The sequence below is a fragment of the Agromyces sp. NPDC029043 genome, from assembly GCF_055564615.1.
Map to the genome: position 1 here is coordinate 83,656 of NZ_JBVHVX010000008.1, position 13,464 is coordinate 97,119.

Annotated in this window: 16 protein-coding genes; 11 read left to right on the forward strand and 5 right to left on the reverse strand. The window is 72.0% G+C overall.

The window, feature by feature from the left end; all coding sequences use genetic code 11:
• The first annotated feature begins 17 nt into the window (after positions 1 to 17).
• On the forward strand, positions 18 to 251 hold the full coding sequence (locus tag ACZ4TW_RS11960) for a hypothetical protein (RefSeq protein ID WP_465542943.1): 234 nt from the start codon (positions 18 to 20) through the stop codon (positions 249 to 251).
• A gap of 29 nt (positions 252 to 280) precedes the next feature.
• Here the strand turns inward: ACZ4TW_RS11960 and ACZ4TW_RS11965 are convergent, their stop codons facing one another.
• Positions 281 to 1,039, reverse strand: a complete 759-nt coding sequence (locus tag ACZ4TW_RS11965; RefSeq protein ID WP_465542944.1) for an AfsR/SARP family transcriptional regulator — start codon at positions 1,037 to 1,039, stop codon at positions 281 to 283.
• A gap of 160 nt (positions 1,040 to 1,199) precedes the next feature.
• Between ACZ4TW_RS11965 and ACZ4TW_RS11970 the strand changes: the two genes are divergently transcribed.
• The 8 genes from ACZ4TW_RS11970 to ACZ4TW_RS12005 all read left to right on the forward strand — a co-directional run bounded on the left by ACZ4TW_RS11970 (position 1,200) and on the right by ACZ4TW_RS12005 (position 6,782).
• Positions 1,200 to 1,370, forward strand: coding sequence for a hypothetical protein (locus tag ACZ4TW_RS11970; RefSeq protein WP_465542945.1), 171 nt, complete (start codon positions 1,200 to 1,202; stop codon positions 1,368 to 1,370).
• 16 nt (positions 1,371 to 1,386) lie between these two features.
• Positions 1,387 to 1,770: an iron chaperone gene (locus ACZ4TW_RS11975; protein WP_465542946.1), complete on the forward strand. Its 384-nt coding sequence runs from the start codon at positions 1,387 to 1,389 to the stop codon at positions 1,768 to 1,770.
• A 37-nt stretch (positions 1,771 to 1,807) separates the two neighbouring features.
• Positions 1,808 to 2,695, forward strand: coding sequence for a YdeI/OmpD-associated family protein (locus ACZ4TW_RS11980; RefSeq protein WP_465542947.1), 888 nt, complete (start codon positions 1,808 to 1,810; stop codon positions 2,693 to 2,695).
• A gap of 47 nt (positions 2,696 to 2,742) precedes the next feature.
• The gene (locus ACZ4TW_RS11985) at positions 2,743 to 3,489 is read left to right on the forward strand and encodes a sulfite exporter TauE/SafE family protein (protein ID WP_465543057.1); all 747 of its coding nucleotides are present in this window, start codon (positions 2,743 to 2,745) and stop codon (positions 3,487 to 3,489) included.
• Between the two features lie 43 nt (positions 3,490 to 3,532).
• Positions 3,533 to 4,135 (forward strand): TetR family transcriptional regulator, encoded by a 603-nt coding sequence (locus ACZ4TW_RS11990; RefSeq protein ID WP_465542948.1) that lies wholly within the window; start codon positions 3,533 to 3,535, stop codon positions 4,133 to 4,135.
• On the forward strand, positions 4,128 to 4,859 hold the full coding sequence (locus ACZ4TW_RS11995; protein WP_465542949.1) for an ABC transporter ATP-binding protein: 732 nt from the start codon (positions 4,128 to 4,130) through the stop codon (positions 4,857 to 4,859). The genes ACZ4TW_RS11990 and ACZ4TW_RS11995 overlap by 8 nt, the downstream gene beginning before the upstream one ends.
• On the forward strand, positions 4,856 to 5,617 hold the full coding sequence (locus tag ACZ4TW_RS12000) for an ABC transporter permease (RefSeq protein ID WP_465542950.1): 762 nt from the start codon (positions 4,856 to 4,858) through the stop codon (positions 5,615 to 5,617). Before ACZ4TW_RS11995 ends, ACZ4TW_RS12000 begins: the two co-directional genes overlap by 4 nt.
• A 205-nt stretch (positions 5,618 to 5,822) precedes the next feature.
• Positions 5,823 to 6,782 carry an SPFH domain-containing protein gene (locus ACZ4TW_RS12005; protein ID WP_465542951.1) on the forward strand — a complete coding sequence of 320 codons (960 nt, stop codon included), beginning with the start codon at positions 5,823 to 5,825 and terminating at the stop codon, positions 6,780 to 6,782.
• Between the two features lie 15 nt (positions 6,783 to 6,797).
• Here ACZ4TW_RS12005 and ACZ4TW_RS12010 read toward each other — a convergent pair whose 3' ends face one another.
• Complete coding sequence (locus ACZ4TW_RS12010; RefSeq protein WP_465542952.1) at positions 6,798 to 7,541, reverse strand: formylglycine-generating enzyme family protein; 744 nt, start codon at positions 7,539 to 7,541, stop codon at positions 6,798 to 6,800.
• A 55-nt stretch (positions 7,542 to 7,596) separates the two neighbouring features.
• On the opposite strand from ACZ4TW_RS12010, the gene ACZ4TW_RS12015 reads away from it, so the two are divergent.
• Entirely contained in the window at positions 7,597 to 8,481 is an 885-nt protein-coding gene (locus ACZ4TW_RS12015; protein ID WP_465542953.1) for a methyltransferase family protein, read from the forward strand.
• A gap of 32 nt (positions 8,482 to 8,513) precedes the next feature.
• Here ACZ4TW_RS12015 and ACZ4TW_RS12020 read toward each other — a convergent pair whose 3' ends face one another.
• Positions 8,514 to 9,416, reverse strand: coding sequence for a lytic transglycosylase domain-containing protein (locus ACZ4TW_RS12020; RefSeq protein WP_465542954.1), 903 nt, complete (start codon positions 9,414 to 9,416; stop codon positions 8,514 to 8,516).
• Positions 9,417 to 9,761: 345 nt separating this feature from the next.
• Between ACZ4TW_RS12020 and ACZ4TW_RS12025 the strand changes: the two genes are divergently transcribed.
• The gene (locus ACZ4TW_RS12025) at positions 9,762 to 11,261 is read left to right on the forward strand and encodes a PxKF domain-containing protein (RefSeq protein WP_465542955.1); all 1,500 of its coding nucleotides are present in this window, start codon (positions 9,762 to 9,764) and stop codon (positions 11,259 to 11,261) included.
• A 70-nt stretch (positions 11,262 to 11,331) separates the two neighbouring features.
• On the opposite strand, the gene ACZ4TW_RS12030 is transcribed toward ACZ4TW_RS12025, so the two are convergent.
• The gene (locus tag ACZ4TW_RS12030; RefSeq protein ID WP_465542956.1) at positions 11,332 to 11,973 is read right to left on the reverse strand and encodes a response regulator; all 642 of its coding nucleotides are present in this window, start codon (positions 11,971 to 11,973) and stop codon (positions 11,332 to 11,334) included.
• A gap of 8 nt (positions 11,974 to 11,981) precedes the next feature.
• Positions 11,982 to 13,337 (reverse strand): sensor histidine kinase, encoded by a 1,356-nt coding sequence (locus ACZ4TW_RS12035; protein ID WP_465542957.1) that lies wholly within the window; start codon positions 13,335 to 13,337, stop codon positions 11,982 to 11,984.
• Between the last annotated feature and the right edge of the window lie 127 nt (positions 13,338 to 13,464).

The window sequence follows — 13,464 nt, forward strand, 5'->3', positions numbered from 1 at the left end:
GGGAGTACCATCCGGCCATGGCCTGGACCCGGGTGACCGTCTCGGTCGACGACGCCCACCTCGACGCGATCGACGAGGTCGCCGAGGCGCTGCGGGAACGGGGCATGCGCGTCGACCGGGTCCTCTCGAGCGTCGGCACCGTGACCGGCTCGGTGCAGGATGTCGCGGCGCTCGACGCCGTGCCCGGCGTGCAGTCGGTCGACCTCGAGGAGGGCGTCGACATCGGCCCGCCCGACCAGGAGATCCAGTAGCGACCGGTTCGCCGGCCGCTCCGCGTGGGTCATCCGCTCCAGGAGAGGACGAGGCCGGTCAGGTCGGCGCTCGGCGCCACATGGAGTTCGGCCTGCAGGACGTGCGCGTACTGCCGGTACGCGCGCCGGGCCTCGGCGAGGTTGCCCTCGGAGAGGTGGATCACGATCAGCGCCCGCTGGGCGCTCTCCCGCAGGGGATCGATCTCGATGGCCGTCATCGCGGCCTCGATCGCCTCGCCGAACCTGCACTGGTCGGCGAGGTGACGGCTGAGCGCCTCGAGGGCGTGCAGGAGCCGCTGCCGGATGCGCTCGCGCTCGAACACGACCCAGTCGTCGTACCATCCCGGCAGCAGTTCGATGGCCGCGGGGTGGAACCGACGCATCGAGAGGTCGTCGTAGTCGGCGGTGCCCTCGACGAGGCGCGCGGCCCACTGCTCGACCCGCGCGACGTCGATCTCGGTGCCGAACCGCAGCGAGAGGGTGTGCCGATCGGAATCGAGGACCCCGATGCCGGCGGACCTGAGCCGCCAGAGGGCCGTCCGGAGGTTGCCGGCCGCGCGCCCCTCCGTCACCGAGGGCCACAGGGTGCCCGCGATCTTGGGGCGGCTCACCGCGCGTCCGTTGCGGAGCGCCACGTAGACGAGGAGCCGCTCGCTTCCCTCCGGCACCGTCAGGCGCCGGCCGTCCTCCATGACGCAGGGGCCGTCGAGCAGGCAGACCTCCTGGGTCGGCTCGAGGACGGGGACCGCCTCGTCCCCCACGTCCCGTCGCTCGAGCAGACTCGACATCGAAGCACACCCCGTCGTCAGTCCTACTCGCGTGGCGCGGAAGCGAACAGTCCTCACTTCTACCGACCCGGTCGCCGACGACCGCGGGGACCCACCGAGGTCCATCCGCGTCTGCGACAATCGGAGCGCGACCGATCGCCGCCGAGACGGAGGACCGACGATGACCCTCAACCGCCCCTCGCCCGAGGTCACGCCAGTAGGGCGCGAATCGAAGTGGACCCTCCTCGGGACGGCGCTCATGCTCGGCATGGCCGCGCTCGTCGTCGGGGCCGGCCTCGTGCTCGCCGTCGCGACGATCGCCCTCGGCGACACCGCGTTCGAGCTGCCCTGATCGCCCCGGCGCATCCATGTCAGCGACACCGGATGGCCCGGCCGCGGCGCCGCAGACCGTCGACGAGTACATCGCATCCTTCCCCGACGACATCGCCGACCGCCTGCGACGCACACGCGACGCGATCCTCGCGGAGGTGCCGAATGCGGAGCAGAAGATGCGCTACGGCATCGCCGCGGTGATGCTCGGGGGCCGCTACGCACTGCACTTCGCCGGGTGGAAGAAGCACATCGGCATCTACCCGGTCCCGCCGCTTCCCGAGCCGCTCGAGTCCGAGGTCGGGCCGCGCCGCTCGGGCAAGGACTCCGTGACGTTCCCGCACTCGGCCGAGCTGCCCGACGCGCTCATCTCGCGCATCGCCGCGGCCGTCGTCGCGCAGCGCGCGTCGGCGGCGGACTGAACCCGGCCGTGTCGGCGGTCGGCGGCATACTCGTGCCATGACCGAGACGATCGGCACGCCGGGCGGCACTCCCGAGCGGCCGGCGCTGTTCTTCTCCGGCCCCGAGGAGTTCCGGGCCTGGCTCGAGGCCAACCACGCGACCGCCACCGAGCTGTGGATGGGCCTGAACAAGAAGCACGCGCCCGACCGCGGGCTGACGTGGGAGCAGGCGGTGCCCGAGGCGCTCTGCTTCGGCTGGATCGACTCCGTCTCGCAGCGCATCGACGACGAGGCGCGGCGGCAGCGGTGGACCCCGCGCAAGCCCGGCAGCAACTGGTCGGCGGTCAACATCGCGCTGGTCGAGCGACTCACCGCCGAGGGGCGCATGCATCCGTCCGGCGTGGCCGCGTTCGAGCGGCGGCGCGAAGACCGGTCCGGCGTGTACTCGTTCGAGAATCCGCCCCAGGAGCTGCCGCCTCCGTCTGCGGCGAGGCTCGCGGCCGACGCTGCGGCGTCGGCGTTCTGGGCGGCCGCGACGCCGACGTACCGTCGGCAGGTCGTGCATTGGGTGCTGTCGGCCAAACAGGAGGCGACGCGCGAGCGTCGGCTCGCGCAGCTCATCGACGACAGCGCGGCCGGCCGGCTCGTGCCGCCGATGCGGTACGGCGAGACGCCGAAGTGGGCCGAGGGGGGCGGGGGGGGGGGGGGGGGGGGGGGGGCGGGAGAAGGGGGGGGGGGGGGGGGGGGGGGGGGGGGGCGGTGGGGGGGGGGGGGGGGGCCCACCCGTTGGGTGGGGGGAAAGGAGGGTTTTCGTCTAGCAACGCCCGTAGACGAAAGCGTGGCCGGCCGGCTTTTTCCGCCGGTGTGGCACGGCGAGACCCCGGGGTGGCCCGCCCCCCCCCCCCCCCCGCCGCGCGCCGTGACATCCGACGACGCATCGGGGTAGCGGCGTTCGGCCCGACCGCCGCCGCGTACGAGGATGTGGGGGTGCCGATGTTCACCCCCCTCGAGTGGCTGTTGCTCGCGCTGGCCGCCTGCGCCGTCGGCCTCTCGAAGAGCGGCATGCCCGCGTTCGGCCCGGTGCCGGCCGCGATCTTCGCGACCGTACTCCCCGCGAGGGCGTCGACGGGCGCCGTCCTCGGCCTCCTGCTCGTGGGCGACCTCATCGCGGTGCGCCTGTACCACGCGCATGCCGACTGGAAGATCCTCCGCCGGCTCGTCCCGTCGGTCGTGGTCGGCGTGCTGCTCGGCGTCATGGCGCTGTGGTTCGCGGATGACGCGGCGGTGCGCCGCATGATCGGCGCCGTCCTCGTCCTCCTCGTCGTACTGAACGTGTCGCTCAAGCTGCGGCGGCGCCGCGAGGATGCGGTGCCGAGACCATTGCCGCCGGCACTCGCCCACGTGTTCGGCCCGCTCGGCGGGTTCACGACGATGGTCGCGAACGCCGCCGGGCCCGTGATGTCGCTCTACTTCGTCGCATCCCGCCTGCCGGTGCAGGCGGTGCTCGGCACGGCCGCCTGGTTCTTCCTGGTGGTGAACGCGTTCAAGGTGCCGTTCTCGCTCGGCCTCGGACTCATGACGCCGCAGTCGCTGCTGCTGAACCTCGTGCTCGTGCCGGCGCTGCTCGTGGGGGCGCTCGTCGGGTGGCGGCTCGCGCGCCGCATCTCCCCCGTCTGGTTCGAGCGGATCGTGCTCCTCCTCACGCTGGCATCCGGCCTGTTCTTGCTCCTCCGTCCGTGAGGAAAGTCTTGCCACGCATAATGTGAGCGACTAACATTTTGCCATGACCACCGAGGCGCCGACCAAGCGCGAGCGCACGCTCGCACGCCTCGTCGAGAGCGGCCTCGAGCTGTTCGAGCAGCAGGGCTACGACGCGACGACGGTCGCCCAGATCGCCAGCGCCGCCGGCGTAACCGAGATGACGTTCTTCCGGTACTTCCCCGCGAAGGAGGCCCTGCTTCTCGACGACCCGTATGACCCCCTGCTCATCGCCGCGATCGGCGAGCAGCCCCATGGCCTCCCGCCCTTCGTTCGCGCCGTCCGCGGCGTGCGGGAGGCCTGGCGGGCGGTGCCCGAACCCGAGCAGCCGATCATCCGCCGGCGCGTGCGCATCGCCGCGACGACGCCGTCGCTCCGCGGGGCGACGTGGAGGTCGACGGGCAACACCGAGCGGGCGATCATCGGCCAGCTCGTCGCCGACGGGGCGACCGAGCACGACGCGCGCATCGCCGCGGCCGCGGTACTGGCCGCGCTCGTGGCCGGTCTCTTCGCCTGGGCCGAGGATGGCTCGGCCGGGCTCGGGGCGTCGATCGAGCGCGCGCTCGACGTCGTCGACCCGCCGGAGACGATCAGTGCATCGCGCACGGAGGAGGCTCGCGATGACTGAGCCGCGCGTCGAGCTCCGCGGCGTCGGCCGGGTGTTCCGCGGCGGCGCGGGCGTCCACGGCGTCGATCTCGCGATCGCGCCCGGGCAGATCCACGCGCTCGTGGGACTCAACGGCGCCGGCAAGACGACGCTCATGCGCCTCATGCTCGGGATGCTGCGCCCCGACCGCGGCGAGGTCCGCATCGACGGCGTCGGGATCGACCAGCTCGCGCCTGCCGCCTGGGCGCGCGTCGGGCACCTCGTCGAGCAGGCCCTCGCGTACGGCGAGCTCGACGTCCGCGGCAACCTGCGCCTCGCCGCCCGCCTGCACGGCGCCTCGCGCTCCGAATCCGCGACGATGGCCGAGGCCGCGATCGAGGAGCTCGACCTCGCCCGGTACGCCCGCGTCCGCGCGCGCCGCCTCTCGCTCGGCAATCGGCAGCGGCTCGGGCTGGCTGCCGCAGTCCAGCACGACCCCGCGCTGATCGTCCTCGACGAACCCACGAACGCACTCGACCCCGCCGGCGTGATCCTCCTCCGCGAGGCCATCGTGCGTCGCGCCGCCGCCGGAGCGGGCGTGCTCGTCTCGAGCCACCACCTCGACGAGGTGGCCCGCGTCGCCGATCGCATCAGCGTCATGAACGACGGCAGGCTTATCGGCACGCTCGACCCCGCCACCACCGACCTCGAGCGGGCGTTCTTCGCGCTCGTGCACGCCGACGACGTCAGCCGGAGCGCGGCATGAGCGCCCTCGGCATCGCGGTGGCCGTCGAGGCGCGCAAGGCCGTCGCGTCGCGGGTGCTCCCCTGGACGACCGGGATCCTCGCGATCGGCCTCGCCGCGCTGACGGTCGGCCTGCTCGCCGCGGCCGCGGCGGGCGACGAGCGCGTGCTCGCGCGGCTGGGGCCGCTCGCCGAGGCCGACGGGTGGGCGCTCGTCGTCGGCACGGCGGCGCAGATCCTCGCCGCGGGCGGCTTCGGCGCATGCGGCATCCTCATCGCCTGGCTCTACGGCCGCGAGTTCGCCGACGGCACCGTGCCCGGGCTGTTCGCCCTGCCGGTGCGCCGCTCGGCGATCGCGCTCGGCAAGCTCGTCGTCTTCCTCGCCTGGGCCGCCGTCGTGGCGGTGGCGCTCACGGCCCTGCTCGCGGCGATCGGCGTGGCGTCGGGGCTGTCCTCCAGCGATCCGGATGGCGCGGTCGAGCTCGCTCGTATCCCGCTGCTGACGATCCTGACCGCGCTGCTCGCCGTGCCGGCGGGCTGGATCGCGAGCCTCGCGCGGAGCATCCTCGCCGGCATCGCGGCCACCATCGTGCTCCTCATCGTGGCGCAGGTCTGCGCCGTGCTCGGCGTCGGCGCGTGGGTGCCGCTCGTCGCACCCGCGCTGTGGGCGATCGACCCGCCGAGCGTGCCGTGGCCCGCGCTCCTCGGCGTCCTCGTCGTGCCGGCGGTGTTCGGCGGCGCGATCGCGTTCACGTGGGAGCGGATGCAGCTCGACCGCTGAGCCTCGCCATCCGGCGCGCCCCTACGCCGAGGCCGTGCGCCATCACGGTGCTGCTCACGTTCTGAGCGAGCGCCTGATCGCTCCGACCCGGGAGGTGAACGGCCCCGGCTGGAGAGCACGGTGATAGGTTCGGATCAGCGGACCTCCGGAGGGCGATCGCGATGCTGGACCTGACCCGGTACCACCCCCATCGAGGAGCGCGCGCATGAGCGGCATCGACGGACTCGTCGTGCAGATCTTCATCCTCGTGCTGCTGATCGCCATCGCGATCTTCGTCCTGATCGTGCTCGTCAGGTCGATCAGGATCATCCCGCAGGCCTACGCGGGCGTGGTCGAACGGCTCGGGCGCTACCACAAGACGCTCTCCCCGGGCCTGAACATCCTCGTGCCCTTCATCGACCGTGTGCGCCCCCTCGTCGACATGCGCGAGCAGGTCGTGTCGTTCGCGCCGCAGCCGGTGATCACCGAGGACAACCTGGTGGTCTCGATCGACACGGTCGTCTACTTCCAGGTGACCGACGCGCGCGCCGCGACGTATGAGATCGCCAACTACCTGAGCGCGGTCGAGCAGCTCACGACCACGACGCTGCGCAACGTGGTCGGCGGGCTCAACCTCGAGGAGACGCTCACCAGCCGCGACAACATCAACAGCCAGCTGCGGGTCGTGCTCGACGAGGCGACGGGCAAGTGGGGCATCCGCGTCTCCCGGGTCGAGCTCAAGGCGATCGACCCGCCGCACTCCATCCAGGACTCGATGGAGAAGCAGATGCGCGCCGAGCGCGACCGCCGCGCGCAGATCCTCACCGCCGAGGGCACGAAGCAGTCGGCGATCCTCACCGCGGAGGGCGAGCGGCAGGCCGCGATCCTCCGCGCCGAGGGCGATGCGAAGGCGGCGGTGCTGCGCGCGCAGGGCGAGGCCGAGGCGATCCTCATGGTCTTCGACGCCATCCACAAGGGCGACCCCGACCCGAAGCTGCTCGGCTACCAGTACCTCCAGATGCTGCCACGGCTCGCCGAGGGGCCCTCGAACAAGCTGTGGGTCGTGCCGAGCGAACTGACCGAGGCGCTGAAGGGCATCGGGCGGGCGTTCACGCCTGGCGTCGGTGGGAGTGGGGACTCTCCGCGGATCGACCGGGGTGCGAGCGGCACGGCATCCGCGGAGTGACCCGGCGGCGCGCCGTCAGCGACGTGGAGTCCATCCGGGCGGGAGCGGGTCGTCGATCGCCGCGCGCTCCGCGTCGGCCTCCGCCGACCAGCCCTGCGCGGCATCCGTCGCATCGAACCCGCCACGGGCGACCCTGAACCCGACGTCCTCGTGGTGCATGCGCGGTGCTCCCCCACGACGGGCCGAGGCGCGAACGCTCCACGCGTCATCGGCGAACCCGCCGCCGCGGAACACGCGGTAGTCGTCGTACCTGGCCGGGTCGAGCAGGTTCCAGCACCATTCCCACACGTTGCCGAGCGTGTCGAACAGCCCGTTCAGGTTCGGCAGCTTGCCGCCGACCGGCTGCGGCGAAGTCACTCCGTCGGCGCTGGTCCAGGCGATCTCGGCGAGCGGACCGTAGTGCGGCCCGGTCGATCCGGCGCGGCAGGCGAACTCCCATTCGGCCTCGGTCGGCAGCCGGAACCCGTCGGCGTCGACGTGCCAGGTCACCTCCTCGCCGTCGAACGTGTACGCCGGATCGAGCCCTTCCCACTCCGACGCGGCGTTGCAGAATCGGATGGCACGGAGCCAGCTGACGTCGGTGGCGGGTCGGCGCGGATGCGACGCAGTCTCCCCGAGCAGCTCGCCCAGCTGCGCCTGCGTCACCGGGTACACCCCGATTTCGAACGGCTCGAGCTCCACGCTCCAGCGGACCCTCCGGCGGGCGTCGTGCAGTGCGACGGTCCCCCCGTCGAGGCGAGCCAGCGCGATCTCCGTCACCGATGCAGTCTCGCACGAGCCTGCCGTCGACCACCCCGGATGCTATGGTGCGCCCATGTGGGGCCGCCGGTACTTCGCCGTGCAGGCGGTCGCCGGCGCCGCATGGTGGGGTGCGGTGTTCGCGTCGCCACTCGTGCGTGCGAGCACGCTCGGGAGCCTCGATCCCGCGACTATCGCCGTATTGGATGTCCCGTTGTTCGTGATCGCGTCGGCACTGGCGGCCTTCGGCAGCCGCGTCGCCGCCGTCGTGGCCACCGCCTGGACGCTCATGGTCACCGGCGGGCTCGCGCTGTACGCCACGGTGACCACCGAAGCCGGATGGGGCGTGCTCATGATGCTCGGGGCGAGCTGCGGGTCGGTGGTCGCGCTGTGCCTCGTGGCGCTGGGCCGGGTGCCGATCGAGTGGCTCGTGACGCGCGGCCCGTTCGCCTTCCGTCCCGCCGAACGGGCCGCCCCGCGGGCCAACGTGGCGGCGACCGCAGCGCAGATCATGGTCTTCTGGGGCCTCTTCCTGGCGGTGATCCCGCTGGTGCTCGCGTTCCTCGAGCGCCAGTGGGGCCTGTCGATCCCGTTCCCCGCTGCCGCCGGCTCCGTCGGCGCGGTCCTGCTCGCGCTCGCCAGCGTACTGGGGATCTGGTCGGCCACCGTGATGTCGACGAGGGGCGGCGGCACGCCGCTGCCGTCCGCCATGCCCAATCGCCTGGTGGTCGCGGGACCCTACCGGTACGTGCGCAACCCCATGGCGGTCGCGGGCATCTCGCAGGGCGTCGCGGTCGGCCTCATGCTGTCGTCGTGGCTGGTCGTCGCGTACGCGATCGCCGGGTCGTTCGTGTGGAACTACGCGGTGCGTCCGCTCGAGGAATCCGACCTCGAGCAGCGGTTCGGCGACGACTTCCGGCGCTACCGTCGCTCGGTCCGCTGTTGGTGGCCTCGGTTCTGAGCTGACCCCGCCGGTTGGTGAAGCCGCGGTGATCACCCGACCGACGCCGCGTAGCCGTTGGCGACGGTCGCGACCTTGTCGACGTAGTCGTTGTCATGGTTGTAGGAATACACGGCCTTGCGCCAGCCCTCGGGGCTCGTCATCGGGCCGGAAGCGCAGAGGTACAGGGCGGTGGCGTGCGCGGCGTCGTCGATCTGGCTCGGGTCGGCCACACCGTCGCCGTTGGCGTCGATGCCCCACCGGGCCCAGGTCGAGGGGATGAACTGCATCGGCCCGACCGCGCGATCCCACGTGGTGTCGCCGTCGAAGGCCCCGTCATCGGTGTCCCGGATCGCGGCGAAGCCGTTGCCGTCGAGTGCCGGGCCCACGATCAACGGCCGGACCATGCCGTCGTCCTCGAGCACGGAGTCGCCGTGGCTGCCGTGACCCGACTCGATCGCGCCGATGGCCGCGATCGTGGTCCAGTCGAGCCCGCACGCCGGCTTCGCCTGCGCGATGGAGACGTGCGCGAGCGCGTACGCCGACAGCGCGCGCTTGGGGATCCCGGTCGCGGAGGCGATCTTCGATACCCAGTCGACCTCCACCTCGACGTCGAGGTCGACGTCGGGCTCCACCATCGGCGCCACCTCCGAGCCGGTCACGGAGGTCGGCTCCTCGGTCGAGGCGGCACCGCCGCTCACCTGTCCGCCGTCGCCGACCGGCGCGCTCACGGGGGGAAGGCCGACGCCCTGCCCGCGTGCCGACGGCGCCGCGAACCCGTCGGGCTTCACGGCCTGGCCGACCAGCGTGACCGTGTAGACCGCGCCGAGCACCAGCGCGACGACGGCGACGACCACGCCGGCATAGGCCGCGACTTGCAGGAGCACCTGACGCGCGGATGCCGGTCGGGACCGACGACGCAGGGGGTCGCCGTACGAATCGTCATCCCAGGACATCGGTCAGCGGCTCCGTTCGGGCGTTGGATCAGACGTGTGCCCGTCGAGTCGACCGTGGCCGTGTCCACCGAACCCCCGTCGCCGACCCGCCCGTTCAGCCTAACCCCGTGTCGTGCGCGCCGCTGAGGAGATGCAACCAGGCGTCCGCGCCATCCGGCTGCGATCCCGAGGCTCGGCTTGGCGTGCAGTACGAGGGGCCCGATCCGGGATCGCGTACCCCCCGTTCGAGTCAATGTTCAGGCCTTTGAACGCGAGACCGGTTCTCACACCGTTTCCCGGGACGTAGCGTCGATCGACGGCGGCCCGGGGTGGGTCCGACCGGATGACCCGAAAGTGGAACGACTCATGGAACGAAGCCTCAAGCGTGCGGGCATGGCCTCCGCCGCGGCGCTCCTCACCGCGGCAGCGGTGTTCGGCAGCGCGCTCGTCGCGTACGCCGACAACATCCAGGACACCATCGCCGACACGGCCGACGCCGCGCTCGTGCTCGAAGCCGGGAGCTCGACGACGAAGAGCGCAGGCATCCGCGTCGTGCACACCGGCGGCGACGGCGACGATGGCTGCAACATCGATGCGGGCGAGACCCTCTGGCTCGATGTGATCACCCCCGCCGGCATCACGGCGACGCCGAATCCGCTCGGAATCACGTCGTGCGGCACCGACTTCACGGTCTCGTTCAGCGCGGGCCCGACCGCCGTCAGCGGTGACGTGACCGTCGAGATCGACCCCGCCACCAACACCGGTGGCGACTACAAGCGCCAGGTGACCATCCCGATCGTCGTCACCCAGCCGCCTGTCACCAACACCAAGCCGACGGTCTCGGTGCAGGGCGTCTCGGCGGGCAGCAGCTACGAGATCGGCTCGGTGCCGACCGCGACGTGCAGCGTCGTCGACGCCGAGGACGGACCGCGCTCCTTCGCCGCGACCGTCACCGGCACCCTCGAGCACGGCCTCGGCACGCAGACCGCCACCTGCAACCACACCGACAGCGGCGGGCTCAAGGCCGACACTGCGACGGCGACCTACACCGTCGTCGACACCGGCGCGCCGACGATCAGCCATGAGAAGAGCCCGGCGACCCCGAACGCCAACGGCTGGTACCGCACCGCGGTCGACGTGACGTTCACGTGCTCCGACAGCGGCTCGGGCATCCAGTCGTGCGGTCCGAACGCGACGCTCGACGAGGGCGCCGGCCAGTCCGTCACCGGCACCGCGGTCGACTGGGCCGGCAACAGCGCGACCGACACCGCGGCGGGCATCAACGTCGACCGCACGGCACCGACGGTCGGCTTCTCGAGCGCCTTCGGCAGCTCGTACTCGTTCGGCGAGGTGCCGGCGAAGCCCGATTGCGTCGGGTCCGACGCGCTTTCCGGCGTCGCCACGTGCACCGTCACCGGCTACAGCGCCGCCGTTGGCTCCTACACGCTGACGGCCAAGGCGACCGACCTCGCCGGCAACGAGTCGACGACGACCACGTCGTACACCGTCCTCGCCTGGAACCTCAGCGGGTTCTTCAGCCCGGTCGACATGGGCCGCACCTGGAACACGGTCAAGGGCGGCAGCACCGTGCCGCTGAAGTTCGAGGTGTTCGCCGGCTCCAAGGAGCTCACCGACACCGCCGCCGTCGACCGCTTCAGCGCCGTTCCGACGACGTGCCCCGGTGCCGACGCCCCGATGGACGCGATCGAGTTCACGGTCACGGGCGGCACCGCGCTTCGGTACGACGCCACCGGCGGTCAGTTCGTGCAGAACTGGTCGACCCCCAAGAAGCCCGGCGCCTGCTACCTGGTCAGCATGACGACCGACGACGGCTCGAGCATCACCGCCGGGTTCATGCTGAAGTAGCGCTCCGACCCTGCACCCCGCACCCCGCACCCCGCAGGAACGAGGGGCCTCGAGCATCGCTCGGGGCCCCTCATCTGTCGCGGCGCTCCTCCTCGAGCAGTCGGAAGGCGCTCTTCCGGTCGCGGACCGCGAGCTTCCTGAGCACGGACGACACGTGCACACGCACGGTCGTCGGCGACACGAAGAGGCGGGCCGCCACCTCTTCGGTGGTGTTCCCCCGCCTGAGCAGGTCCATGACCTCCCACTCCCGCGTGCTCAACTTCGCCGCGGCGGCCGAGCCACGGCCGAACCGTCGCCGGGCCGGGCCGCGGAACTCGTCGAGGATCCGGGTGACCAGGGCGGGCGGCATCGCCGCTTCGCCCGCCAGGACGCCGCGGAGCGCGTCGGCCAACGAGGTCGGCGGCGCGTCCTTCAGGAGGTAGCCGACCGCGCCGGCGCGGAGGGAGTCGAACAGGTCGTCGTCTTCGCGCGACTGGGTGAGCATGACGATGGCGGTCGTGGGGACCGCGGTGCTGATCTCCTGCGCCGCTCGGATGCCGTTGCCGGGCATGTGGATGTCGAGCAACGCCACGTCGGGCCGGTGCTCGACGACCAGCGCGACCGCGTCCGCCGCCGTCGCCGCCTCGCCGACCACGTGGCATCCGCCCGACTCGAGGCCTGACCGGATCGCGGAGCGCATCGCGGCGTGGTCGTCGGCGATGACCACGGTCATGCTCGGCGCTACCACGTGACCGTCACCGTGCTGCCCTGCCCGGGCGACGATTCGATGCGGATGTCGCCCGGGAGCCCCTTGGCGCGGTCGCCCATGCTCACGAGGCCGTACCCGGTGGGTTTCTCGCCCGATCCGGGGGTGAAGCCCGAGCCGTCATCCTCGATCGTCAGGCGCCGTTTCTCGTCGGTGCGGGCGAGGCGGACGCGCACGTGCCGAGCGCGGCCGTGCCGCACGGCGTTGATCACGGCTTCCCGCATGATCCGCACGAGGGCGTGCCGTTGGTCGCGGTCGGTATGGATGGCGTCGTCGACGTCGACCTCGAGATCGACGTCGTACCGCTCCGCGAGCTCCCTCGCCGCCCGGTGGAGCACGAAGCCGAGCGGCTCGTCGTCCACGCTGCCGAGTGCGTTCACGGCCGCCCTCGCCTCGTCGAGCGCACGGACGGCGGCGTCGCTGATCTGCCGCTTCGCGGTGGCCTCGTCGGGGAGCATCGACGACTCGACGCGGATGTATGCCAATTCCTGCATGACCCCATCATGAAGCTCGCGGGCGAGGCGTCGGCGGTCCTCGATCACGGCGACCTCCGTCTGCGCCCGCCAGTAGAGCTGCAGCTCCCGCAGCGCCCCGACGAGGAGGAAGACGTAGCAGGCGGTGCGCAGGATGTCCCCCGTGTACAGCCAATCCGTGTAGAGCGACGGGTACAGCAGGTAGTTGAGCCGCGCGAAGCCGGCGAGCGCGCAGGCCGGCGCCAGCCACCGCAGGAGCTCGTCCCTGCGGCGTGCGGCCTGCCTGGCCACGATCAACGATGCCGCGAGGAAGCAGAGCGCTCCGACTGCCTGCCCGGTGAGCAGCAGGGGATGACCGGCGAACACGGGTGCGAGCGCGGAATTCCGGGTGAAGTCCTCTGTCAGGGCGGTCGGGAGCGAGTCGCCCGCGGTCCACAGCACGCCCGCGATCGCGCCGATGAGGAGCACCGGCGCGGCGAGCGACCAGTGCCGCAGCCGTCCGGGACCGACCCGGTCGCCGACGAGCGCCGCGGCGAGCACCACCACCGCACCGGCGATCCGCACGGTGAGCGGCACCCACACGTTCAGGCGGCCGTCCCGGATACCGGCCACGTCCTCGAGCAGGTAGCTCACGCCCACCCCCGCCAGTCCGAGGAGGACCATCGCCTGGCAGAGCAGCCAGTCCTGGAGCCGTCGCCGCCGGACGAAGCGGTTGTGCAGGAGGTACGCGACGAGCAGGGCGACGCAGCTGTCGATGGAATCGAGCACGAGATGCAACGACCGGTTCGGATAGCCGAAGGCGACGTAGGGGCTCCACAGCAACGACGCGGTGACGAGGATGCAGAACGCCCACGTCACGACCGCAAGCCTCGACCACGACCTCGGGTGCAGGCGACTCGGCGAACCCCGCCCCGCGGCGGCACCGGGCATGCGCGACGCATCACGGCTGGCGGTCGACGCCCCCACGTCGTCACCCACGAACGCA